This window comes from Acidicapsa borealis, assembly GCF_059115245.1.
Genome location: NZ_JCACNY010000001.1, coordinates 3153951 through 3177260, shown reverse-complemented (window position 1 = coordinate 3177260; position 23310 = coordinate 3153951). Strand labels below are relative to the sequence as shown.

Annotated in this window: 14 protein-coding genes; 10 read left to right on the top strand and 4 right to left on the bottom strand. The window is 58.9% G+C overall.

All coding sequences use genetic code 11. From position 1 onward, the window contains the following. The first annotated feature begins 32 nt into the window (after nt 1-32). The 6 genes from AC5S27_RS13070 (at nt 33) to AC5S27_RS13045 (ending at nt 9853) form a co-directional block, all read left to right on the top strand. A complete protein-coding gene (locus tag AC5S27_RS13070) occupies nt 33-275 on the top strand; it encodes a hypothetical protein (protein ID WP_493934997.1) in 243 nt (80 codons plus the stop codon). A 73-nt stretch (nt 276-348) separates the two neighbouring features. Continuing rightward, a complete protein-coding gene (locus AC5S27_RS13065; RefSeq protein ID WP_493934996.1) occupies nt 349-1614 on the top strand; it encodes an endo-1,4-beta-xylanase in 1266 nt (421 codons plus the stop codon). 199 nt (nt 1615-1813) lie between these two features. After that, complete coding sequence (locus AC5S27_RS13060) at nt 1814-2596, top strand: energy transducer TonB (RefSeq protein ID WP_493934995.1); 783 nt, start codon at nt 1814-1816, stop codon at nt 2594-2596. A 361-nt stretch (nt 2597-2957) separates the two neighbouring features. Beyond that, nucleotides 2958-7997, top strand: coding sequence for a GAF domain-containing protein (locus AC5S27_RS13055; protein ID WP_493934994.1), 5040 nt, complete (start codon nt 2958-2960; stop codon nt 7995-7997). 5 nt (nt 7998-8002) lie between these two features. Beyond that, a complete protein-coding gene (locus AC5S27_RS13050; RefSeq protein WP_493934993.1) occupies nt 8003-8389 on the top strand; it encodes a response regulator transcription factor in 387 nt (128 codons plus the stop codon). 6 nt (nt 8390-8395) lie between these two features. Further along, the gene (locus AC5S27_RS13045; RefSeq protein WP_493934992.1) at nt 8396-9853 is read left to right on the top strand and encodes a GAF domain-containing SpoIIE family protein phosphatase; all 1458 of its coding nucleotides are present in this window, start codon (nt 8396-8398) and stop codon (nt 9851-9853) included. On the opposite strand, the gene AC5S27_RS13040 is transcribed toward AC5S27_RS13045, so the two are convergent. The 3 genes from AC5S27_RS13040 to AC5S27_RS13030 are packed head-to-tail and all read right to left on the bottom strand — an operon-like array spanning nt 9854 to nt 15537. Then, nucleotides 9854-13027 (bottom strand): efflux RND transporter permease subunit, encoded by a 3174-nt coding sequence (locus AC5S27_RS13040; protein ID WP_493934991.1) that lies wholly within the window; start codon nt 13025-13027, stop codon nt 9854-9856. Between the two features lie 3 nt (nt 13028-13030). After that, nucleotides 13031-14212 (bottom strand): efflux RND transporter periplasmic adaptor subunit, encoded by a 1182-nt coding sequence (locus AC5S27_RS13035; protein WP_493934990.1) that lies wholly within the window; start codon nt 14210-14212, stop codon nt 13031-13033. Beyond that, nucleotides 14209-15537 carry a TolC family protein gene (locus AC5S27_RS13030; RefSeq protein WP_493934989.1) on the bottom strand — a complete coding sequence of 443 codons (1329 nt, stop codon included), beginning with the start codon at nt 15535-15537 and terminating at the stop codon, nt 14209-14211. Before AC5S27_RS13030 ends, AC5S27_RS13035 begins: the two co-directional genes overlap by 4 nt. A 255-nt stretch (nt 15538-15792) precedes the next feature. Here AC5S27_RS13030 and AC5S27_RS13025 point away from each other — a divergent pair, with 255 nt between their 5' ends. From AC5S27_RS13025 to AC5S27_RS13010, 4 genes are all read left to right on the top strand, one after another. Next, entirely contained in the window at nt 15793-16971 is a 1179-nt protein-coding gene (locus AC5S27_RS13025; RefSeq protein ID WP_493934988.1) for a two-component system sensor histidine kinase NtrB, read from the top strand. Next, complete coding sequence (locus AC5S27_RS13020; RefSeq protein ID WP_493934987.1) at nt 16968-18353, top strand: sigma-54-dependent transcriptional regulator; 1386 nt, start codon at nt 16968-16970, stop codon at nt 18351-18353. Before AC5S27_RS13025 ends, AC5S27_RS13020 begins: the two co-directional genes overlap by 4 nt. Before the next feature lie 10 nt (nt 18354-18363). Beyond that, entirely contained in the window at nt 18364-19419 is a 1056-nt protein-coding gene (locus AC5S27_RS13015) for an Lnb N-terminal periplasmic domain-containing protein (protein WP_493934986.1), read from the top strand. 77 nt (nt 19420-19496) lie between these two features. Next, nucleotides 19497-21977, top strand: a complete 2481-nt coding sequence (locus tag AC5S27_RS13010) for a patatin-like phospholipase family protein (protein ID WP_493934985.1) — start codon at nt 19497-19499, stop codon at nt 21975-21977. Nucleotides 21978-21986: 9 nt separating this feature from the next. On the opposite strand, the gene AC5S27_RS13005 is transcribed toward AC5S27_RS13010, so the two are convergent. Beyond that, on the bottom strand, nt 21987-23141 hold the full coding sequence (locus AC5S27_RS13005) for a rhomboid family intramembrane serine protease (RefSeq protein WP_493934984.1): 1155 nt from the start codon (nt 23139-23141) through the stop codon (nt 21987-21989). Nucleotides 23142-23310: the final 169 nt, after the last annotated feature.

Here is a 23310-nt window from a genome sequence, read left to right as displayed (position 1 = left end):
TCGCACTATACTTCTGGAAGAGGGACGAAAGCATGTTTGCGCCGCTGCGATTTATCTGGAATGCCACCCGTGGGAACCGGCTGACCCCTTGGAGGAGCGAGTACCTGAAGTGGCGTATCGAGACTTTTTCCGGCAAGAAGGCGGAAACGCTGGGTGCGCGCGAAATCTTCAAGTTCGTGTGGGAGTCCAAGTGGGAGCTGTTGGATTTTCTTTCCTGGACGGGCCGGGTGGAGCGCGATGTTCGGGTGGTGCAAGCTGGACGGCGTAAGTCCTGAGTAATCCTGAGCAGTCCGGGAGGCGGATTCGATGGGGCAGTCTCGAAAATGGACCCGGCGGGAAATGGTCCGGATGGCGGCTGTGGCTGGCTCGGCTGCGGTGGTGTGCTCATCGCTCCCCGTCTGGGCTTTTTCTAAGAAAGACAAGCAGGCTAAGGCAGATGGACCGGCGGCGGTGAACGGCGTGAATTCTCTGAGGGCGCATGCTTCCGCGGTTGGGCTACTGACCGGTTGCGCGGTGGTGCCGGAGCGGCTGGATCTGTCGCCCGCGACAGACGACCTATACACGCGGACGGTCATTGAGCAGTCCGGCATTCTAGTAGCTGAGAACGCGATGAAGTGGGCGAGCATGCGGCCTTCTCCTACGACATTCGAATTTTCAGCTGCGGATCGTCTCTTCGATTTTGCCGGGCGGAATGGCCAACTGGTTCGCGGGCACAATCTTTGCTGGCATGAGCAGTTGCCGTCGTGGTTTCAGGCGACTGCGACACGCGACAATGCGCGGGATTTGTTGACTCAGCATATTCAGACTGTGGCTGGACGCTATGCGGGCCGCGTGCATAGCTGGGATGTTGTGAATGAGGCGGTTCACGTGCCGGATGGCCGAGCGGACGGGCTGCGCAAGTCGCCCTGGCTGAACCTGATTGGGCCGGAATATATCGAGCTTGCGTTTACGACAGCGGCCAAGCCCGACCCGCGGGCAAAGCTGACCTACAACGATTACGACATCGAGCTGGATACTCCGGAGCAGACGGCCAAGCGGGCGCAGGTACTGTTGCTGGTCAGACGGCTGCACGCGCGGGGAGTTCCAATTCACGCGATCGGCATTCAGAGTCATCTGCAGGCGAACGGGCCGCGAGCAGGGACGGGAATCGTGAGCCTGATTCGCTCTGCGGCGGAGATGGGATTGGAGGTCTACATCACCGAGATGGACGTGAATACGCATGCTCTGCCTGGAGGACCAGAATTGCAGGATACTGCGGTGGCCGATGTTTATAGGAGCTATCTCGATTTGCTGCTTCGCGAGCCGAACGTGAAAGCGGTGCTGACATGGGGCATCACCGATCGATACACGTGGCTGAACCAGATCAAGCAGCCGTGGACGCAGCGTGCGGATGGTGCGCGACAGAGGCCACTGCCTTTCGATGATGATTACGTGCCAACGCCGGCGTTCTTCGCGCTGCGCAATGCGTATGACACGGCACGGGCGACGGTGACTCCGGCGGACATCATGAATCCGAGCGCAGCCGCACCGAAATCCGGCGAGAAGCCATTTGCGCCGTTCGCTGTGCCGGGCAGTCCGGGGACTGCTCCAGTTCCCCAAATACCTCCTCAATGAGAGCGACTGAGATCATAGGTGATCCTCACAGTTGACTGGAGAAGCCTCGTCAGGAGAAGCCTTGTAATTCAAGTACCGATCACACGAGTGAAAAAGCAATGGCTATTCTCATCTCGATTGCAGCAGCACTCGTTTCCGTTTGCGGTGTCTAAGATGTCAGGGCTCCAGTCGGGTCCGCATATTTCTTACGGAGATAGAAATGCTGCGTCCGAACGCGCTTCTCGCGAGTTGCCTCATCCTCTCCGCCAGCTGCTCACGTTCTCAGGCTAGAAGTACTCTAGTCTCCAAGACAATGCCGCAGCATTCGCCGAATGCGGTAGCAGGAGTAGACCCTACGGCCCTTGCGCTGGAATTGGATCGTGCCATCCTTGTCCTGAAGAAAGGATTAGCAGAAAACTGGGGAACTCGCGATCAATACCTCACCGCATTTGACAGGACGCCAAGCACTAACTCAGCAGGTCGATTGGTTGCGGAAGAGAAGGGGTATGTCGAGTGTGCCATTGGCGCACACCTCCGAGCTCATCAGGTCTGGGATGAGGGCCCTACCATCGGAGTAGAGGTCAGGCAGGCGATTATCGAGTTGGCGAAAACGCGCGACAAGGCATGTCAAGCGCGAGGGGCCCAAGCCTCATCTTCGAATCTAGAAGGTCAAGCCGCAGGGCTTCAGTTGCCGCGCTGCGCCGCCGGAGAAACACGCAGAGTCAAAGTCTCCGCTGGTGTAGCGGTTGGCCTGCTGAAGACCAGGATTGGTCCGGTCTATCCGTCCGAGGCGATCAAAAAGCGTGTCTCCGGCACGGTCATTCTTGGCGCCACGATAACCGCGGCGGGACTTGTGGAATCGCCACGCGTTATCAGCGGCCCTACGTTGCTGCAGCAATCCGCATTGAATGCTGTTCGACAATGGTCATACCGGCCCTATCTGCTGAACGACATGCCAGTCGAAGTCGAGACCACCGTCAACCTCGTCTTCTTGCCGAGGTAGCGGCACGGGCGTCTATCGGATCCTGTTCTCGATAATGGAATCGCAGGTCAGAAGACGAAACGGAAGAGTCATTCTCCGGTCCTGAAGCGTTCTGATCGAGATGCGAGGTAAGGGCGGTTCGCTAAGGCTTTTGACGGACCATAGGCAGCTGTCGCCGTACACTGTGCACCTTCGCTGGAAAGACAACTGCGGGTTGAAGGTGAGGTCACCGCATTCTTCTCTTGAGGAAAATGTGTGGCGATTTATCGCTCAATACTTTTGTTTTCTTGCGCGCTGAAAATGCTGGGTGTTAGCATCCGGGTGTCTTCTTCTTTTCCTTGTTTGCGGGCTTCCTCTGCTTCCTATTTTTCGCAATCTGGGTGTGTCCTTGGTTCAAGGTACGTTCGTTCGCCGCTGTGTAAACCTATGCCTGTTGCCGGGAGTCCTGCTGGCCACACTGCCGCTTGCCGGGACGATTCCTGCGACAGTCCAGGCGTCCGCCGCTTCCCACGCCGCTACAACGCAGGGCGCGCTGAATGGGATGCCGGTGGTGCAGAGCTACACCATCAAGGATTTTGGCACCGGAAACCAGTTCTGGAGTGTGGTGCAGGACAATCGCGGCGTGATGTATTTCGGCGCCTCGGGCGGCATCATTCTGGAATACGACGGTGTCACCTGGCGCAAGGTCTTCATCCCGACCGATGCGGTTCGTTCGATGGCGGTGGATGAGAATGGGCGTATCTGGGTGGGTGGTGAGCCGAACTTCGGCTATCTCGAGCCCGATGCCATTGGGGCGTTGCACTATGTTTCCCTCGTGGACAAGCTGCCGGCGGAGGAGCGGCATTTAGGCAGCATATGGCAGACACTGATCACACCGCAGGGGATCTACTTTCGCTCCTACGAGAGACTGATGCGCTGGGACGGAAAGCAGATGCGCGTTTGGGCTCCCGCGCCGGGCTCCAAGTTCCAGGGCATCGGTGAGGTCCACGGACATCTTTATTTGATCCAGGACGGAGTAGGTCTACAGGAACTGGTAGGGGATGAGCTTCATAGCTTGCCTGGTGGGGAGGCGTTCCGGGGCTATATCCGCGCGTATATTCTGCCTTATGACGACAGCCGCCTCCTGATCACGCATCGAGGCGGCCTGGTGAGCCTGTATGACGGGCAGAAAGCCACGCCCTTTGTCACCGGAGCCGATGCCTATCTTAAGGAACATTCTGCGTACAGCTCCCGTTTGTTAGCGGATGGGAGTTTGGCCATTACGACCCTGACGGGCGGCGCGGTGATTCTGGACCATGACGGCAAAGTACGCCAGACGATTGACGAGAGTACCGGGCTGACCAATGGGAATGCTCTGAGCGCCTATCAGGATCGAGAGGGTGCGCTTTGGCTGGGTACACTCGATGGGATCTCGCGGGTGGATATCGACTCGCCGATTTCGGTTTTTCTGCGCTACGCGGTCAATGATTCGATCCCGTTCCAGGGGTCGATCTACGCTGCGGCGAGCGGCAGCCTGAATGCTGTGGCGCGGTTGAAGACCGATCCGAAGACAGGCCGTCCGGTTCCGATCCCTTATCCGGCGGTGGCGCAGGTCTTCAGTTTTACGCCGTATAAGGATCTCGGCGGCACAATACCAGACCAGTTGTTGGCGGCGACCAGCGATGGGCTCGTGCGAGTGGAAATGGATAAGCTCGTTCCCGTCTTGCCGAATCCGAAGGGCGGCTCCTCGCCCTCTTTCGTTTCTTTTCCATCCAGCAAGACGCCGGGCAGGGCATTTGTTGGGCATAGCGAAGGTCTGAGCGCGATCCGGTGGAACGGCCATGCGTGGGAGGACGAGGGCGTGCTCCCGAAGGCTGCTTACGAAGCGAAGAATGTGATCGAAGATGGGGACGGAGTGGTCTGGGCGAGCGGCCAAGACGGGACTGTTCTGCGAGTGGAGCCGGATAAGGACCATTTTGCGCAGTCCCGGTTCGAGTATCTTTCGCACAATGCAGGACTGCCCGACGGCTCTTCGGATGCGGAGTTCATCGACGGACACGTCTTTGTCACGATGAACCGGTCGAAGAATATATATCGATGGGACAAGGCGGGTCACAAGTTTGTGGTGGATAACCGGTTCCTGCTGCCGGTGGATGCTCCCGACGCATCGGTTTCCCTCATTCCGGGGGATAAAGACAGCTTTTGGTCGGTTACGGATGCGGCGGATGGCCGGCGGATCGGCCAGTTTCGCCGGCAACCGGACGGATCCTGGCGGGTAGATGAGAACACGTATCGTGGCTTGAGCCGCTACCGTGTAGGGTATATACGCTTTGACCCGAGCGGCGCGATCTGGGCTTCGGGCGATCAGCTGATCCGACTGGCACCGCGCTCAACGGTGGCCGCGCCGCCGCCGCTGCCGACGCTGGTAAGGCAGGTAGTGGCGGGGTCGAAGGTAGTCCTGGGAGACTTCGCGGTTCCTTCGGCGATGAATCCGCAATTGGCTGCGGGAACGGATGCGATCCGGTTTCAGTTTGCGGCACTGACCTTCGACAACCTGACAGGCACAAGCTACCAGTACATGCTGGAGGGCGCGGACAGCGATTGGTCGCCCTGGGGAACGCAGAAGGAGGCGAACTACAGCGGTCTTGGGCCGGGGAGCTACCGCTTCCGGGTGCGTTCGCGAACGGATGATGGACGCGCGGGGAACGAAGCGGAGTACTCTTTTACGATTCTTGCGCCTTGGTACCGGACCACGCTCGCCTATGTTGCTTATGCTGTTTTGCTTCTGCTGCTGGGGGTCTTTGCGTGGAGGCTGATTGTTCGCTATGAGCGGGCGCAATCGAAGCGCAGGACACAGGATCTGGAGGATCAGGCGAAGGCTCTTGAAGCTACAGTGAACGAGCGCACGGAGGAGATCCGCGCGCAGGCTGCGGAGATCACGGCGCAGAAGGATTCGATCGAGCTGCTGAGCGAGATTGGCAAGGAGATTACAGCGTCACTCGATCTGAATACGATCCTCTTCAAGCTGTATGAGCGGGTCAATCAGATCGTGGACGCAAGCATCTTTGGCGTGGGCTTGTACAGGCCGGAGAAGAAGCTGATCGAGTATTCGCTGGCGATTGAGAACGGGCAGCGTTATGCGCCGTATACGCGCAGCACCGAGGATAAGAATCAGTTTGCGGTGTGGTGCATCGATCATCGGTTGCCGATCCTGCTGAACGATGTGGATGCGGAGTACGCGAAGTACATTCCGGTGTACGCGCATACCGGAGGGAGGCTTGAGGATGGCAGCGTCGCGCAGCCCCCGGCGTCGATTATTTACCTGCCGTTGGTGGCGCAGGAGCGCGTGTTGGGAGTACTGAGCATTCAGAGCTTCAGGAAGAATGCTTATACGGAGCGGCATTTGAGCCTGCTCGAAAACCTGGCGGCGTATACGACGATTGCTCTCGACAATGCGAATGCTTACCTGACGATCAACGAACAGGAGCACAAGGTTCGCGAGCGGGCTGCGGAACTGGCGACGGTGAACCGCATCACGCAGGCGCTGGCGACGCAACTGGATCGGGACAGGTTGATTCAGCTTGTGGGCGACCAGGTGAGGGATGTTTTCCGCGCGCCCATTGCGTATGTTTCGTTGCTGGACAGGGCGACGATGATGCTGCATTTCCCCTATACCTTTGGGGAAGAGGCGCCTTCACGGCCGTATGGGTCGGGATGGACTTCGCAGATCATCCGTACCGGGCAGTCTCTCCTGATCAACGAAGATATGGAGCGCAATCGCGAGCGGCTGGGCATTGAGCAGATCGGCAAGCTGACAGCCTCGTTCCTGGGAGTACCGATCCCCTCGGGAGGGCAGGTGATTGGCGTGATCAGCGTGCAATCGACTGACCAGGAAGGGCGGTTCACGGAGGCAGACGAGCGGCTGCTTTCTACGATTGCGTCGGCGGTCGGTGTGGCCTTCCACAATGCGCGGCTGTTTGAAGAAGCAAGCGCTGCGCGGGCTGCGGCGGAAGAGGCCGATGCGGCGAAGAGCTCGTTCTTATCGACGGTGAGTCATGAGCTGCGAACACCGCTGACTTCGGTGCTGGGCTTTGCCAAGATTATTCGCAGGCGGCTGGAAGAGCGGCTGTTCCCGCTGATTCCTGAAGAGGATCGGACTGTTGCGCGGGCCAAGCAGCAGGTGATCGAAAACCTGGGCGTCGTGGTTAGCGAGGGTGAGCGGCTGACCAAGCTGATTGATGATGTGCTGGATCTGGCAAAGATTGAAGCCGGTAAGTTCACCTGGAACATGGGCAGTGTCTCGGTGGCTGAGGTGATCGACCGTGCAACTTCGGCTACGTCGTCGCTGTTCGAGGCAAAGAAGCTAAAGCTGGTGACGGATGTTGCGCCGGATCTGCCGGAGATTACCGGGGATCAGGACCGGCTGATTCAAGTAGTGATCAACCTGATTTCAAACTCGGTGAAGTTCACCGATGCGGGGTCAATTACTTGCTCGGCCTACAAACGCGACAGCGAGTTGGTGGTAAGCGTGATGGACTCGGGCATTGGCATTGCGCTGGCCGATCAGCCGAAGGTCTTTGAGAAGTTCAAGCAGGTCGGCGACACGTTGACGGACAAGCCAAAGGGCACAGGGCTCGGGCTGCCGATCTGCAAGGAGATTGTGGAGTATCACGGCGGGCGCATCTGGGTTGAGAGCGAAGTGGGGCAGGGCAGCACGTTCTCATTCACGCTGCCGGTGCTTGGGCCTTCGGGACAACTTGATTTGCTGCCGGTGCGGCATTCGGTCGATCTTGAGGCGCTGGTGCGGCAATTACGCGATAAGGTTGCCACGCATCAGCCGCGTGACAAGTCAGTGCTGGTGGTCGATGATGACTCGAATATCCGATCGCTCTTGCAGCAGGAGTTGACCGAGGCTGGCTACACGGTGCGTCTGGCGGAGGATGGGCGCAAGGCGCTGACGCTGATTCGCGAGGAGACACCGGGGCTGGTGATTCTGGATGTAATGATGCCGGAGATGAATGGGTTCGATGTGGCGGCGGTCTTGAAGAACGATCCGGCCACGATGGACATTCCGATCATCATTCTCTCGATTGTCGAGGATAAAGAGCGCGGTTTCCGCCTCGGTGTGGACCGCTATCTGACCAAGCCGATCGATACGGCTTCGCTTTTTCACGAGGTAGATACGCTGCTCGGGCAGGGCAAGTCGCGCAAGAAGGTGATGGTGGTGGACGAGGATGCTTCGACCGTCCGGACGCTGGCCGATGTGCTTGAAACACGCGGCTATCAGGTTGTCGAATCGAATGGCTCGGAGCTTGTTTCACGAGCCGTCAATTCCAAGCCGGACATCATTATTTTGAGCTCTTTGCTTTCGAATGACGAAGCGGTGCGAGCGTTGCGCTTCGAGAAAGGGATGGAGAACGTTCTGTTCCTCATATACCAGTGAGACCGATGAAGATACTGATCGTTGACGATGAACCACACTTGCGCATGCTGATCCAGCAGACCCTGGAAGAGCTCGAAGACGATGGCGTTGAACTGTTCACGGCCAGCAATGGCGAAGAGGCGTTGGCGACGATTCGCGAGGAGGAACCGAACCTTGTGTTCCTTGATGTGATGATGCCGAAGAAGAATGGCTTTGATGTCTGTAATGCGGTTAAGCATGAACTGGGATTAAGCCATATTCACATCATTCTGCTGACGGCTAAGGGGCAGGAGTTCGACCGGCAGCGCGGCACGGAAGTAGGCGCGGATCTTTACATGACCAAGCCGTTCGATCCCGACGCGCTGGTGGCGAAGGCGCGCTCTGTGCTGGGCATCGCGGCGCCGGGACGATAAAAAGCTATGCCTGCCGTTTCCCTCAAAGCATTGCTCAGTGTGCGTTCCGGCAACCTGCCGGCACTGACTGCAATGCTTGCTGCGACAGGTGGCAGTGTTTCTATTCGTGACGCTTCGGATAAGGTGCTGCTCGGAGATTCTTCTTCGACGAATGCAGTGCGAGTTCCAGTTGAATTTGAAGATGCCATCCTTGGCTACGTAGATGGGCCGGAGAGCGCCGCGAGCGCAATCGCACTGCTCCTTGCACGGATGGCGGCGAAGGAGTCCGAGAGCAAGGCGCTGGGCTCTGAGGTGCTGCATCTCTATCGCGAGATGCATTTGATTGAGCAGCTCTCGGAGCAGCTCTCGGCACTCCTGCACTACTCGACGGTAAGCCAGTCAGCATTGGAACAGGCGCAGCGGCTGATCTCTGCGACGGCGGGCTGCATTCTGGTGATGGAGACGGCAGATGCACCGCTGGTCCAGGCTGCGTCCTTCGGGGATATCTGCGCGTTGACGCCCGATTCGCGCTTTGCGACTTCAGTGCTCGAACGTGGTGTGGCAGAGATCGTGAATGATTGCGCCAATGACCCACGGGTACTCTCATCGGAGTGTCATTTGAGTGCGCTGATGTGTGCACCACTGCGCTCCGGTCAGCGAACGGTGGGTGTCATTGCGATGGCAAGTAACGAACCGGGAGCATCGTATTCAGCGGCCAATCTGAAGCTGCTGAATACGATTGCGCTGCAGACTGCGGCGGCAATTGCCAATGCGCTGCTATGCGCGGAGATGGTGGAGACGGCGCAGGCACGCGCTGCGTTTGCGGCAGAGCTGCATGCGGCCAGTACCGTGCAAAATCTGCTCTTGCAGAGCGCTTCGCGACCGACGCCGGGGTTTCGCGTGGAGTCGGTCTATGTGCCGGCAAGCGAGGTGGGCGGGGATTTTTTCTTTGTGTCGTCGGCGCCGGATGGTTCGCTGACTGCGATTGTCGGGGATGTATCGGGTAAAGGGCTTACGGCAGCGATGCGCGTGGCGATGATTCTAGGCGTGCTGCGCCGTGAGACTTCGCATGATCCCAGCACAATTCTTGCGGCGTTGAATAATGCGCTTATCGTTGAAGGCCAGTTAGGGTTCACGACGGCTTGCTGTATCCGGCTGTCCCTGAACGGAGAATTTCTACTGGCCAATGCAGGTCATATCGCTCCGTATCTCTCAGGGCGCGAGGTGGAGACTGCACCTGCTTTGCCGTTGGGCCTTGTGCCGGACCAGCATTACGAACTAGTCTCAGGCAGTCTAGGAACGGATGATCGGCTAGTGGTGCTTTCAGATGGCGTACCTGAGGCTCGTGCACTTGATGGCGAGTTGTATGGTTTTGACCGGCTGGCTGAGCTGACTCTGCTGCCAGCGGCGGAGATTGCGGCAGCAGCGCAGGGGTTTGGGCAGGAAGACGATATTACTGTCCTCACCCTTGCCTTGGGCTTCTAGCTACGGCTGGTGGACTAGCTCTTCTTCGTTGTGATGCTCCACACCGTCAGCCTTGCGCCAGTAGGTCGCGTTGCCTTCAAAGAAGCCGTAGACGACTGGGATTAGCACAAGAGTCAATAGTGTTGACGTGAGCAGGCCGCCGATGACGACGATGGCCAGAGGCCGCTGAATCTCTGAGCCGGGACCGTTGGCGAAGAGGAATGGAACCAGGCCCAGCGCCGCTACTGTTGCTGTCATCATGACCGGGCGGAAGCGCAGACGAGCGCCTTCGCGGATGGCTTCCGCTTGCGAGAGGCCTTCGTTGCGCAGCTTACGGATATAGGAGACGAGTACTACACCGTTGAGCACCGCAATTCCCCATAGCGCGATAAAGCCGACCGATGCTGGTACTGACAGGTATTCGCCAGATAGGAAAAGGCCAAGCACGCCACCGATCGATGCTAGCGGAAGTACAGTGATGATGAGCGCGGCAAACCGCACGGAGTTGAAGAGAATAAAGAGCAGGAAGAAGATGGCTGCGATCGTGATAGGCACGATGATCATGAGGTGATGAAGCGCACGCTCCATGTTGTGGAACTGGCCGCCCCACTCGATGGTGTATCCAGCGGGCAATGGTACCTGCTGCTTGACCTTCTGCTTTAGCTCTGCGACGAAGCCGCCCAGGTCGCGGTCTAGTACGTTAATGCCGACGACGATGCGGCGCTTGGCCATGCTGCGATTGATGAGCGCCGGGCCTTCCTGCACTTTCACCTTAGCGAGGTCTTCCAGAGGCACGCGTGGGCCGTCGGGTGAACTGATCTGAAGATCCCGAATGTCGGGCACGCTATCGCGCAGATTCTGAGGCAGGCGGACTACGGCCTGAAAGCGGCGTTCGCCCTCGTAGATGTCGGTCGCAGTTTTCCCAGCGATGGCGGTCTCGATGACTTCGTTGACATCGGCGGCGTTGAGGCCATAACGGGCGATGGCGTTTCGGTCTATCTCTATGTTGAGGTACTGTTGGCCGCCGACGCGATCAACGCGTGTGTCCTGCGTACCACGCACCTGTGAGGCGACCTTGGCGATTGCGTTGGCCTTCTCAACAAGTACATCAAGATCTTCACCGTAGAGCATGACGGCGACATCGGCACGAACGCCCGAGACCATCTCATCGACGCGATCGGAGATGGGTTGAGACATGACCAGGTTCACGCCTGGGATAGACGCGAGGTTCTTGCGCATGTCTTCGGCGATCTTGTCCTGCGTGAGACTCGATGGGCGCTCATCATAGGGTGTGAGTGTTGCGAGCACATCGGCTTCATTGGGACCAGCCGGGTCGGCGGGAGACTCGCCGCGCCCGATGCGGGAGACGACGCTTTCAACGCCTTGCGATTTGAGCATGATCTTTTGCATGGCCATCTCCATCGACAGCGATTCATCGAGGGAGATGTTGGGGACGCGGTCGGCGTTGGGGGAGAGCGTGCCTTCGGCCATCTCAGGGATGAAGGCTGTGCCGAGGAAAGGGAAGAGGCAGAGAGCAAAGATAAACAAAGAGACAACAGAACCGACAGTGATGAACCGATGCGTGAGCGCCCAGTGCAGCAGCGCGTCATAGGGGCGGCGCAGCCAGCGAACGAGAAAAGTATCCTTCTCCGAACCACCCTTGAGCAGGTAGGAAGAGAGGACCGGCGAGAGTGTGAGCGAAAGGATCAGCGAGATGCCGAGAGCGATGGCGATGGTGTATGCGAGCGGCGCGAACATTTTGCCTTCCATGCCTTCGAGGGTCATAAGCGGAAGGAAGACAACGATGATGATGGTGACGCCGAAGACGACAGGCGTTGCGACTTCCTTCACGGAGTCAAAGACAAGCTTGATGCGTTGTGCTGGGGTCTTGACTTCATGGCCGCTATGACGCGCATGACTGAGCTTGGCAAAGACGTTTTCGACAATCACTACCGAGCCATCGACCATGAGTCCGATGGCGATGGCCAGGCCACCGAGTGACATAAGGTTCGCGGACAGGTTGACCGAGTTCATCACCAGGAACGTCAGCAAAGGTGTGAGCACCAATGTGGCGCAGACGATGAGGCTGGAGCGGATGTCTCCTAGGAAGAGCACAAGGACGATGATTACGAAGATGATGCCTTCGCCGAGTACTTCCGTGACAGTGTGGATCGCCGCATCGACGAGTTTCGACCGGTCATAGTAAGGCTTGATCTGCAGGCCGCCGGGGATCATGTGTTCGCTGTTGATCTCTGCGACGCGCTCCTTCACGCGACCTACGATCTCCTTGGCATTGCCGCCAGAGGTCATGAGGACCACGCCGCCAACGGCCTCGGTGTAGCCGTTTTTGATCATGGCGCCATAGCGGACTTCATTGCCGATGCGCACTTCCGCTACGTCGCGAATGTAGACGGGCGTGGCGCTTGACTCTTTGAGAACGATGTTGCGGATGTCGTCTACTCCGCGAAGAAGTCCGACAGAGCGGATGAGATATTGCTCGTCATGTTGCGGCAGGATGCCGCCCCCGGAATTGGCGTTGTTGCGGGCAAGGGCGTTGCGCACGTCCTGAATGGCGAGGTTGTAGTAGCGGAGTTTTTGGGGATCGACGAGGGTTTCATACTGCTTGACGTAGCCGCCAGTGGAGTTGATTTCGGCCACGCCGGGGATCGAGCGGAGCAGCGGGCGAACGACCCAGTCCTGGATGGTGCGGCGCTCCATGAGCTCTTCGCGCGTGAGCGGGCGCTTGCCGTCGGATGGTGTTTCGAGCGTGTATTGGTAGACCTCGCCAAGCGCGTTGGTGATAGGGCCGAGGATGGGCATGACACCCTCGGGCATGCGGTCGCGCAGCTCACTCAGGCGCTCTGAGACCATCTGGCGTTCGAGGTATAGGTTGCGGCCGTCTTCGAATACCAGCGTGATGAGTGAGAGGCCGGGCTTGTTGAGGGAGCGCATGTCGGTCATGCCGGGCAGGCCAGTCATGGCGATTTCGACGGGGATGGTGATGAAGCGCTCGACTTCTTCGGGGCTCTTGCCGGGGGCTTCGGTTGCGATCTGGACCTGAACGTTTGTCACATCGGGGAAGGCGTCAACCGAGAGATGCTGCGCGGCGTTAAAGCCGAAGCCGCACATGACTACGGCGACCACAACGAGGATGAGGCGGTGCTTGAGAGCGGCGTGAACGATGGCTGGCAACATGGGCTATTTCCCCCCGCGAATAGCGTTCTGCTTGCGCTGATTGTTGAGGTGGAAGGCGCCGTCGAGAACGATCTTTTCACCGGGCTTTACGCCGCTTTCGAGTACGCGGTCGTCCGCGTCTTCCGCGCCGAGGGTGACTTCGCGGAGGATGAAGTGGTTCGGCTCAAGCTGCACGAAGACGTGATCCTTGTTGTCCTCGCGCACGACTGCCGTAGCGGGTACAGTGATCTTCGGCTCGCTGGCATCGAAGAAGGTCATCGCGGCCAACATGGCGGGTTTGTACAGGCCCTGGGGGTTGTGCAGATCCATGCGAACCTGCACTGTACGCGTGGCTGGGTCGACGATGGGGGAGACGTAGGCTAGCTGGCCCTGGATGACTTCGTTGGGCAACGCGGGAATGTGTACCTTGACCTGCATGCCTTTGTGCAGGTGCGCTGCGTGTTCTTCGGGAACGTCAGCGAGCACCCAGACTGTGGAGAGATCGGCAACGAGAAAGGCAAGTCCAGCGGGTTGAACGATCTGGCCCAGCGTCACTTTGCGTTCGAGGATGGTGCCAGAGATCGACGAGAGCACAGGGTAGTCGGCGTTGAGCTGACGATTCTTTTTGAGTTCGGCCAGGGATGCTTCCGACATGCCAAGGCCGCGAAGCTGAGTGCCGAATGCGGCTACTTCGGCACTGGCCTGCAAGAGCTCGGCGCGGCGACGTTCGAGTTCGGCTCGACCGATAACATCGGCCTTGACGAGCTGCTCGGCGCGGTCGGTGGCTTGCTCTGCCAGCTTCTCCTGCGAGTAGGCCTTGATGAAGGAGAACTGGGTGTCGGAGAGGTCCGTGCTGTGCAACGTGGCTAGGGCCGCGCCGCGTCTGACGTGCTGGCCTTCAAGTGCGAGCAACCGTGTGATGCGTCCGGCAACAGGTGATCCTACGCGGGCAAGCTGGCTGGCGTCGGTGTCGATACGGGCGGCGACCTCGACCTTGGCGGCTACTTCGCGGCGTTGAGGTTCGCCGATCTTCAGTTGGAACGAGACATCGGGAGTGAGCTTGATCTCCTCCGGATTGTTGTCAGGCGTGGCTGCGGCTTGGACGGACTTCTTCTTGCAGCCGGCTGCGAGGAAGACGGTGCTCAGACAGATTGCTGCGATATAGGATCGGGTGTTGCGCGAGAAACGATGGCGTGCAGGGATCAAGGTCTTCCTCCGGGAATGACGACTCCGAGTTGTTCTAAATCGACGAGCGCTGACTGGCGGGCGAAGCGGGCGCCGAGCAGATCGCCGCGAACGCTTTGCAGGACACGCTGCGCATCGAGGACTTCGACGATGCCGCGCTCGCCAAAGCGATAAGCGGACTTAGCGGCCTCGACGGCGCTTTCGGCCTCGTGCATGGAGCCAGATTCGAGTGCGGTGGCTTGCTGGTCGGCGAGCTGGTACTGGTTGTACGCGCGTTCGAGAGACGAAATCAGCTCGATGCGGCGCTGGTCCCGAATGGCTGCGGCTTCATGAGCGATCGCGGTCGCTTCGGTGATCTGGCCTCGGCGCTTATCGAAAACAGGCAGCGGGACAGTGACGCCGATCCGCCAGAAGGTCTGGTCCGGCTGCCGCTCGTACTCCCCGTAGAAGTCGGGCCGGGGGAGACGCAGAGCCTTCTCATGCTCGATAGCGGTCTGATTCGCTGAAACGACGCTCTTCGCTTCAGCAAGCTGCGGATTTGTGCGCAGGACGAGTTCGCGGGTCTCGGTGAGTGGGGGGAGGGGGAGGGGTGTTTCCAGGTCGCCGGTGGGGTCGAAGACTGCATCGGCCGGAGCACCCATGACGGCACGTAGCACAGCGATTGAATTTGCCAGTGCGAGCTGTGAACTGCGGACGGCGAAGCGAGCGCGGGCGAGTTCGGCTTCGGCGCGGGTGAGTTCGAGGCGGCCTTTTTCGCCAACCTGAAACTCGACTTCCACGCGGCGGCGGAGGTCTTCGACAAGCGTCAGATTGCCCTGAGCGAGATGGACCTCTTCCTTGCTGCGGAGAGCGTTGTAGAAGGCGCGCTTAATGTCGGCGGTGAGGGCTAATTCTTCTGCCGCCGCACGGAGGCGGCTGGCGGACTCGTAGTTCCTGGCAACGCCGAGGCGTGCCGCGCGCTCGGAAGGGATTTCTACGGTCTGTGAGATCGAGAAGTGCTGCGTGATGCCCGGGACCGCGGGATTGGCCACGTCTCGAGCGCGCACGTCTCCACCCAGATATTGCACTTGAGGATTGCTGTAAGCTCGGGCGGTTTGGACCGCACCCGATGTGCGTTCGACAACGCTGCGGGCGGCGCGCAGGCGGGGGCTATTCTGCTGGCCCATCGCCAGAGCTTCGGTCAGTGTGAGGGGTTCGGATGGTGCTGATGAAATGGTGGGGGAGGTTTCGAGGAAGGACAGCTGGGTTGCGTCTGTGGAATGCGTTTCGGCGTTCGTTGGCTGCTGCGCGAGGACTGCGGCGCAGGAAACCGAAAGAAGGATGGAAAGGACAGTTCGATAAGCCACGCGCTCTACTTTGCAATTGCGAGGCCAAAAGGAAATGTGCGCAAATGGGGGTTATTTCGAGGCTTCTCTGTACCATTCCGTACAGTTGACGGTTGCCGGGTGTACGAAATGCGTAAGTGCGAACGCAGAATCGAGCGATGGCAGGCCAGGTGGAAAGTGGCGATGCAATTGCAATGATTGCGAGGTATGCATTCTTGGTTTGGCGATGGACCGATTACTGATGCTCAGCCTCTTGACTTCACCCGGAGGCACCAGATGACGGAGCACACTAGCCAGCCCAAGACGGGTGTGTGGAACAATATAAGCGGCATGGATAAAGCTGCGACCAATTTGAGCAAGACGATTTGGATTGCGGCGATGATCGTGCTGCTGGGTGTGGTGACCTGGTTTGTGCCACCAGAGATGGTGGAAGTTCACAACGTACTGCATCATCTGAACTTCTTACCGCTGATGATCGCCGGCATGCTGTTCGGCTGGCGCGGTGCGCTCTATGCTCTCTTGTTGGCCGCTGCGGTGGATGTGCCGAGCATCGTCCGGCACTGGAGCTCCATGCCTCTCGACGCGCAGGACCAGCTCGTGGAACTGGTGATATTTGGGGCGGCAGGGCTTATTGCTGGTGTGCTTTCGGATCGCGAGCGGGTGCAGAGGAAGCGCGTGGAGACGACTAAGGTCGAGCTTGAAGAGGTCTACGTCGCGCTGCGAGACAATATCGAACAGATGAAGAAGTCCGAGCGTCTTTCAGCTGCTGGAGAGCTTGCGGCAAGCCTGGCGCATGAGATTCGCAATCCGCTGGCAAGCATCTCCGGAGCGGCAGGGATCCTGAAGCGCGGCAATGCAACCGCCGAGAACGCTGTCGAGTGCCTGACGATTCTGGAAAAAGAGTCGCAGCGGCTGAACAAGCTGCTGACGAACTTCCTCGACTTTGCCAGGCCGCGGCTGCCCCGTTACCAGCGTGTCGATGCAGGCGCCATTGTGACTTCTGTTGCGGCTTTGGCCCGCCACGCGGCAACGCTGCAGCAGGTGGAGTTGAGACTTGAGGTGGGCGAGAGTCTGCCGCAGATCGAGTGCGACGCGGAGCAACTGAAACAAGTACTGCTGAATCTTGTCATTAACGCCGTGCAGGCGAGTGGCAGCCGCGCTGTGGTCGTGATTCGCGCCCTTGTGTATCGGGGCGTTCTGTCGATCGACGTGCGCGATGAGGGAACGGGAGTCCCGTTGGGGATGGAGGATCGCATCTTCGATCCATTCTTTACGACCAAGGAAGGTGGTACCGGGCTTGGCCTTGCAGTTGCAGCCAATATCGTGGAGCAGCATGGCGGCCAATTGAAGTGCTCTAACAACGCTGGTCGCGGCACGACCTTCCGTCTGGAGCTTCCTCTGGAGCAGCCCCTGAATGGGCCGCGGCTTGTGCGCAAAGGAATAGCGACACGATGAATGCCTTTGGCACTAAGGAGCTCAATCGCATTCTCGTTGTGGATGACGACAGCAGCCTGCGTTCTGTCATGAAGATGCAGTTGGAGGAGGCTGGGTATGACGTCGTGCTGGCTTCTGACGGTGCAGAGGCGTTAGCGATATTGCCTGACGCGAAGCCTCACCTGATCATCACTGACCTCAACATGCCGATGACCGGGCTGGAATTGCTGCGGCGCATCTCGGAAGAATTAGAAGTTCCTCCGACGCTGATTATCATCACTGCTTTCGGCTCGGTGGAGACGGCAGTACAGGCGATGAAGATGGGCGCGTATGACTATGTGACCAAGCCGCTGGACTTCGAGGCGCTGGTACTGGCGGTACATCGCGCTATGGAGCGCCAGAGTCTGCTTGAAGAAGTACGCAATCTGCGTTCGGTGCTCGATCAGCGATATGGATTCGAAGGGATCATAGGACGAGCGAAGAATTTTCTTCGTGTGCTGGATCAGGCAGCACGAGTTGCTTCGCGTGATACGACGGTGCTGATTCGTGGCGAGACGGGGACTGGTAAGGAGCAGCTGGCGCGGGCCATTCATCAAAACAGCCTGCGCAAGAGCAAGCCATTCGTGACCATCAACTGCGGGGCGATCCCCAGGGATCTTGTTGAAGCGGAGTTGTTCGGCTATGCGCGTGGAGCGTTTACCGGTGCAGTGCAGTCGCGCCCCGGCAAGATCGAAATGGCCGATGGCGGGACGCTCTTTCTGGATGAGATTGGTGAGCTGCCGCTGGAGGCGCAGGTGAAGCTGCTGCGCGTGTTGCAGCAGGGTGAGATTTCGAAGATTGGCGCGGGCGAAACGACGCATGTGAATGTGCGCGTAGTCGCAGCAACGCATCGTGATCTGACAGCCATGATCGAAGACGGAACATTCCGCGAGGATTTGTATTATCGCCTGGCCGTCGTGCCGCTGTTCCTGCCGCCGCTGCGCGAGCGCCGCGAGGATATTCCAGAGCTCGTCGAGCATCTGTTTCGCAAGGCTAAGGAGCGGCACGGAATCGAGGACGCGCAGTTGGCTCCGACAGTCATGCCGCATCTCACGGGATATCGCTGGCCGGGCAACGTGCGTGAGCTTGAAAACGTGCTGGAGCGGCTGCTGGTTTTGAGTGCTCAGCCGGTGGTGACCGAGGCCGATCTGCCGGAAGAGATTCGCCGTGTACCCGCGGAGGCCACAACGTTTCGCGTGGAACTGCCGGAGGGCGGAATCAGCCTTGAGGGGATTGAGCGCGAGCTGATTCTGCGCGCGCTGGAACGCTTCGAAGGCAACCAGACGCATGCCGCGAAGTATCTCGACATCAGCCGGCGAACGCTCATTTATCGAATGGAGAAGTATGGCATTGCGGCGGAGTAAGTTGTGCACGTTGACGGGTTGGATTGGAATTGCGCTAGGTTATCTGCTCATGCTCCTGCTCGCGGCGTGGGCGGTCTCTGCGCTGTACTTCGATCTGCCGGTCGCTTCGGTGCGTGCTGTGGCTGCGGCAATTTATCTGGCAGCATGGATCACCGCGATGGTTTTATTGCGGGGTCTGCTGAAGCGGATCCTCATCTCGGTTGGATGCTTTGCGGTGGTGCTGGTCTGGTGGCTTACGCTGCGTGCTTCGAATGATGGGCAGTGGCAGGCTGATGTTGCACAAACGGCTTACGCGGATATACAGGGTTCGCAGATCACATTTCATAACGTCCGCAACTGTGACTATCGCGCAGAACTCGACTACACCTGCGAGTGGAAGACCCGGCAGATCGATCTGAACCGCATTGAAGGAGTAGACCTGTTCATGGACTACTGGGGATCGCCGTGGATCGCGCACACCATCCTGAGCTTTACCCAGCAGCCAGGCCCGGATGGTTCGGCGCCTGAGCCGATCTCGTTTTCAATTGAGGCACGCAAGCAGGCAGGACAGAGTTATTCCAGCATTCGCGGATTCTTTCGCCAGTACACGCTGATCTCGGTGGTGAGCGAGGAGCGTGACGTGGTCCGGCTGCGTACGAACTATCGTCACGGCGAAGACATCTATCTCTTTCATACCGAGGCAACGCCGGAGTTTGCGCGGTCGCTACTACTGGATTACGCGAATATGACCAACCAGCTTCACGACCATCCGCAGTGGTACAACGCTGTAACGCGCAACTGCACGACCGAGATCTTTACTTTCCAGGCGATGAAGGGAAGACCGAAGGACTGGCGGATCCTCTTCAATGGGAAAGCTGACGAGATGCTCTACAATCAGGACGAACTGGCTACGGATTTGGCTGGACAGCAGTCCGCCGGCGCGAGCCGAATGAGCTTTGATGAACTCAAGCGGCGGGCGTTCATCAATCCCGCGGCGCAGGCTGCAGACAAAGACCCACAGTTTTCACGAAGCATTCGTGTGGGGCGGCCCGGGTTCGTGCATGTTCCAGAAGTGAGTGCCCCATAGGCAGATTGCCGCTACAGTATGACTCTGCGGTCTGCACCAGCTGCGATTAGCCATCGAAGAGGAATTCGAATCAATTCATGAAACAAGCGTTTCGCACTCCCCCTGTCCCTTCGTATGTTGCAGTCATCCTTGTAATGCTCATTGCCTCGGCTTCGGTCGGCATGGCGCAGTCCGGTGCTCCGAATCAGACACCTCCGGTAGAGCCGCAGGTGGAGGCGCCTTCTCAGCAGCCGAGTGGAGTTGACCAGGGTGGCCTTGGCCAGTTCAAGGTACAGTTGGTCCCGCCGAAGAGCGGCCGGGCAAGTGCGACGGACAACATCGATACGTCAGAAGCAAGCCTCAGCGCTGCGCCTGCTGTTACGGCGAATCTGCCTGCAGTAACTGGACGGCCGGTGATTGGGCTGGTTCTGGAGGGCGGCGGTGCGATGGGGTTGGCACACGTCGGCGTGCTGCGCTGGATGGAGGAGAATCACATCCCCGTCGACAGAATCACTGGAACGAGTATGGGTGCTCTCGTTGGCGGATTGTATGCCTCTGGGCACAGTGTGCAGGAGCTTCAGGAGATTGCGACGGGCAGGACGCTCGACACCGTGTTCACCTTGAGCGTGCCGTATACAGACGTGAGCTACAGGCGCAGGCAGGACAGGCGCGATCTGCCGCAGGCGATCCAGTTCGGGTTGAAGGGCGGGTTGAGCCTGCGCAATTCGCTGCTGACAGATCGCGCGCTGGACGCCTTTCTGCGCGAGCAGTTCACCTCGTACAACAGTCATACCGTTGATTTCGATCGGCTTCCGATCCCGTTTCGCTGCGTGGCGACCGATCTCAATGAGTTAAAGCCGTTGGTCTTCCGTGGCGGTCCGATGCCTTCGGCGGTCCGCGCCTCGATCTCGATTCCCGGCGTCTTCTCGCCAGTCGATTACCACCACCACTACCTCGTAGATGGCGCGATCATGGACAATCTGCCCGTCGATGTGATCCGGCGCGACTTGCAGGCGCAGGTGGTGATCGCCGTGCATCTCACGGATACGCCGTTTTCAGAGGGGGATATCGGTTCGGTTGTGGGAGTGTTTGCGCGAGCCTTCAGCGCAGGGACGCAGCGCAATGTGGAGGAGAGTGTCAAGCAGGCTGACATTCTGCTGCTGCCGGGTACGGAGAAGTTCACGACGATGGACTATGGCAAGGCGCAGCAATTGATCGACGTGGGTTACAAGGCGGCCGAGGCTCAGCGGGCGAAGCTGGTGCCGTATGCCCTCAATGACGCCGACTGGGCAGCTTATGTGGCGGCAAAAAACGCGAGAATGCGTCCCAAGCCGGGGCTGATGCAGTCGCTGCACGTCGAGACCGCGAGAGAAGCTGCCGGCTCAGACGGCGCCGAGCGCGAAGTGGCGATTGACCTGGCGCCGCTCAAACAGAAGCCGATTGATCCGCAAGCGCTCACCAAGGACCTCCGCCGCATACAGGGGAACGGAAGCTATGAAGCATCGTTTGAGACGTTTTCCGATGCAACACCTAAGCCCGGCCAGACTACCGGAGAGCATACCGTCAATCCACTTGATTCCCCTGACACAGGTGTGCTGGTGCGGTTGAACCCGGTGTCGAATGGGCCCCCGTTCCTGCTGATTGGCGGCGACCTGTCCGCGGCGAACTCGAATGTAACTCGGAGCGGCTTCGATTTCAGGCTGATTGATCAGAACCTGGGAGGCTTTGGTTCCGAGCTTCGTGCCGACCTTCGCGTGGGTTTTCTGACTCAGGCGAACGTGGAGTATTACCGGCTGCTTACCCCCGCTGGATGGTTCGTGCAGCCGAAGGCCGGTCTGCTGCGCCAGCCGGTGTACGAGTGGGTTGACCAGAAGCGCACCTCGGAGTGGTTTGAGCAGCAGGCCGGCGGTGGACTGGAAATCGGACGCACCTTCAATCGCAACTTCCAGAGTTCGCTGGAATACCGGAATCAGCTCCTTCGCTGGCATCTCACCTCAGGCAACGTTGCTGGGGACAATCTCTCCGGAACCGTTCAGACGGCAGTGGCGCATGCTTACTACGACAGTACGGAGTCAGGCACGATTTCGCCGCGCGGCTTCCGGATGGAGATCACCGCAGGCGCGCTGTTCCATGCCGTGTCTAGCGACACGGCGCCGCTGTTCCAGGCACGTGCGGCCAGGTCATTTTCCTGGAGAGAGAAGAATCTCTTTGGCGCCACCTTCGAGGCGAACAGCTACTTCCGCCGCAATGTAGCCGATCCACTTCGATTCACCCTGGGAGGCCCGTACCGTCTTTCAGCCTCTTCAACCGACGAATATCGAGCCACAGATGACTACCTGGCTCGCCTCGGCTACCTGCGCCGGCTGGCTTCGCTGCCCACCGGGCTCGGGCAGGGGCTGTATTTCTTTACGGCTTACGAGGCTGGTGAAGTCTGGACACCGGAGCGTCGGGCATACCTGCGCCAGGATATCTTCTCTGGCGTGACGCTCGATACTCCGCTAGGTGTGATTACGCTGGGCGGAAGCGTCGGCGATGCTGGACATAGAAAGGCGCTGATCTCGATTGGCCGGCTGTTCTAATGCGCGAAGTCAGCGGATGTGCAGTTCCTTCTTGTCTTCGAGCTTTCCGTTCAGCAGGTGAAGCGTGGCTGGAGTGCCGCCGATGGCGTTGAAGGCAACTTGTCCGATGCGGTCCAGCACTGGGGCTGCTTCGGGATCGTTCCAGACGCCTTCCTTCACAATGATGTAGACATCGACTCCGTGGCTACCCTTTGTCAGTACGGCTTCGCCACCCTTGCCCTGGAAGAAACCAACTTGGATCAATGCCTTGCCCAGAGCATCGGCATCCTGGCTGGTGGCCGAACCGGAGTACGACACGCTGTTGTCGCTGCCGACTTTGACACTCGGCCCGTATATCGCTTGATAGAAGGCGAGACGGTCCGGGCTGCTGTCTGAGGCCAGTGCACGTAGCGCAAGTGCCGAAAGTCCGCAGCCAACGAGGATCACGATTGCGGTGCGTAAAGGGTAGATGCGCTGACCGGAAGGGAAAATCGGACGGGCCAGCAGCGCTCCCACCAGGAAGCCAGTTACAAAGCCGCCAATATGCGCGGTCATATCGGTGTTGGGGCTTCTGAGGCCATAGACGATGTTGATCGCCAGAAAGATGCCGGATGACTTGGCGATTGACATAGCGCTTGCCTTCGGAACGACGCCACGCTGCACAGCCAGGTAGGCAAGCAGCGCTCCGTAGACGCCGAAGACTGCTCCCGAGGCTCCGGCGCTGACAGTGTTGGGGTGGATGTACAATCCCGCTAGATTGCCGCCCACACCGGCCAGGAGGTACATCACCAGATATCGCACGTTCCCGTAGAGTTTCTCCGTAAAGATGCCCACCTGGTACAGCACGATCATGTTCATGGCGATGTGGATCACGCCAAAGTGAAGGAAGCAGCCGGTGATGAGCCTCCACCATTCGCCGTTGAGGGTGAACGGGCCGAAGTTCGCTCCGAAGGGCAACACATCACCCGCCGTCGGCTCCATGAACGGCACGCCCTTGATGACCATGAGCACAAAGATCAGCAGATTGATGGCAATCAGCGTGATGGTTACTACGGATTGTGGAGCAGCGGCATAGGCGGCGCGGAAGTTCTCCGCCTCCTGCAGGTGTTGCTGAAACTCGGGAGGCACCTGGGGCTGGACCTGCTGCGTCGGCGTGTGGGTAAATGAGGGCGGCTCTTCAAACATGATGATTTCTCTCGCTATGTCTTCTGTTGGAGAATTGCAGGGTATTCATACCATACTGCGCAATCATGCGCTGTAACCCTTCAGCGATGTTACACATCTATGAAGACTGGGGCATTGCGAGTGACGGGTAACGCAAGGGGAGCAATTTCGGCAGGGGCTGGGCCAAACG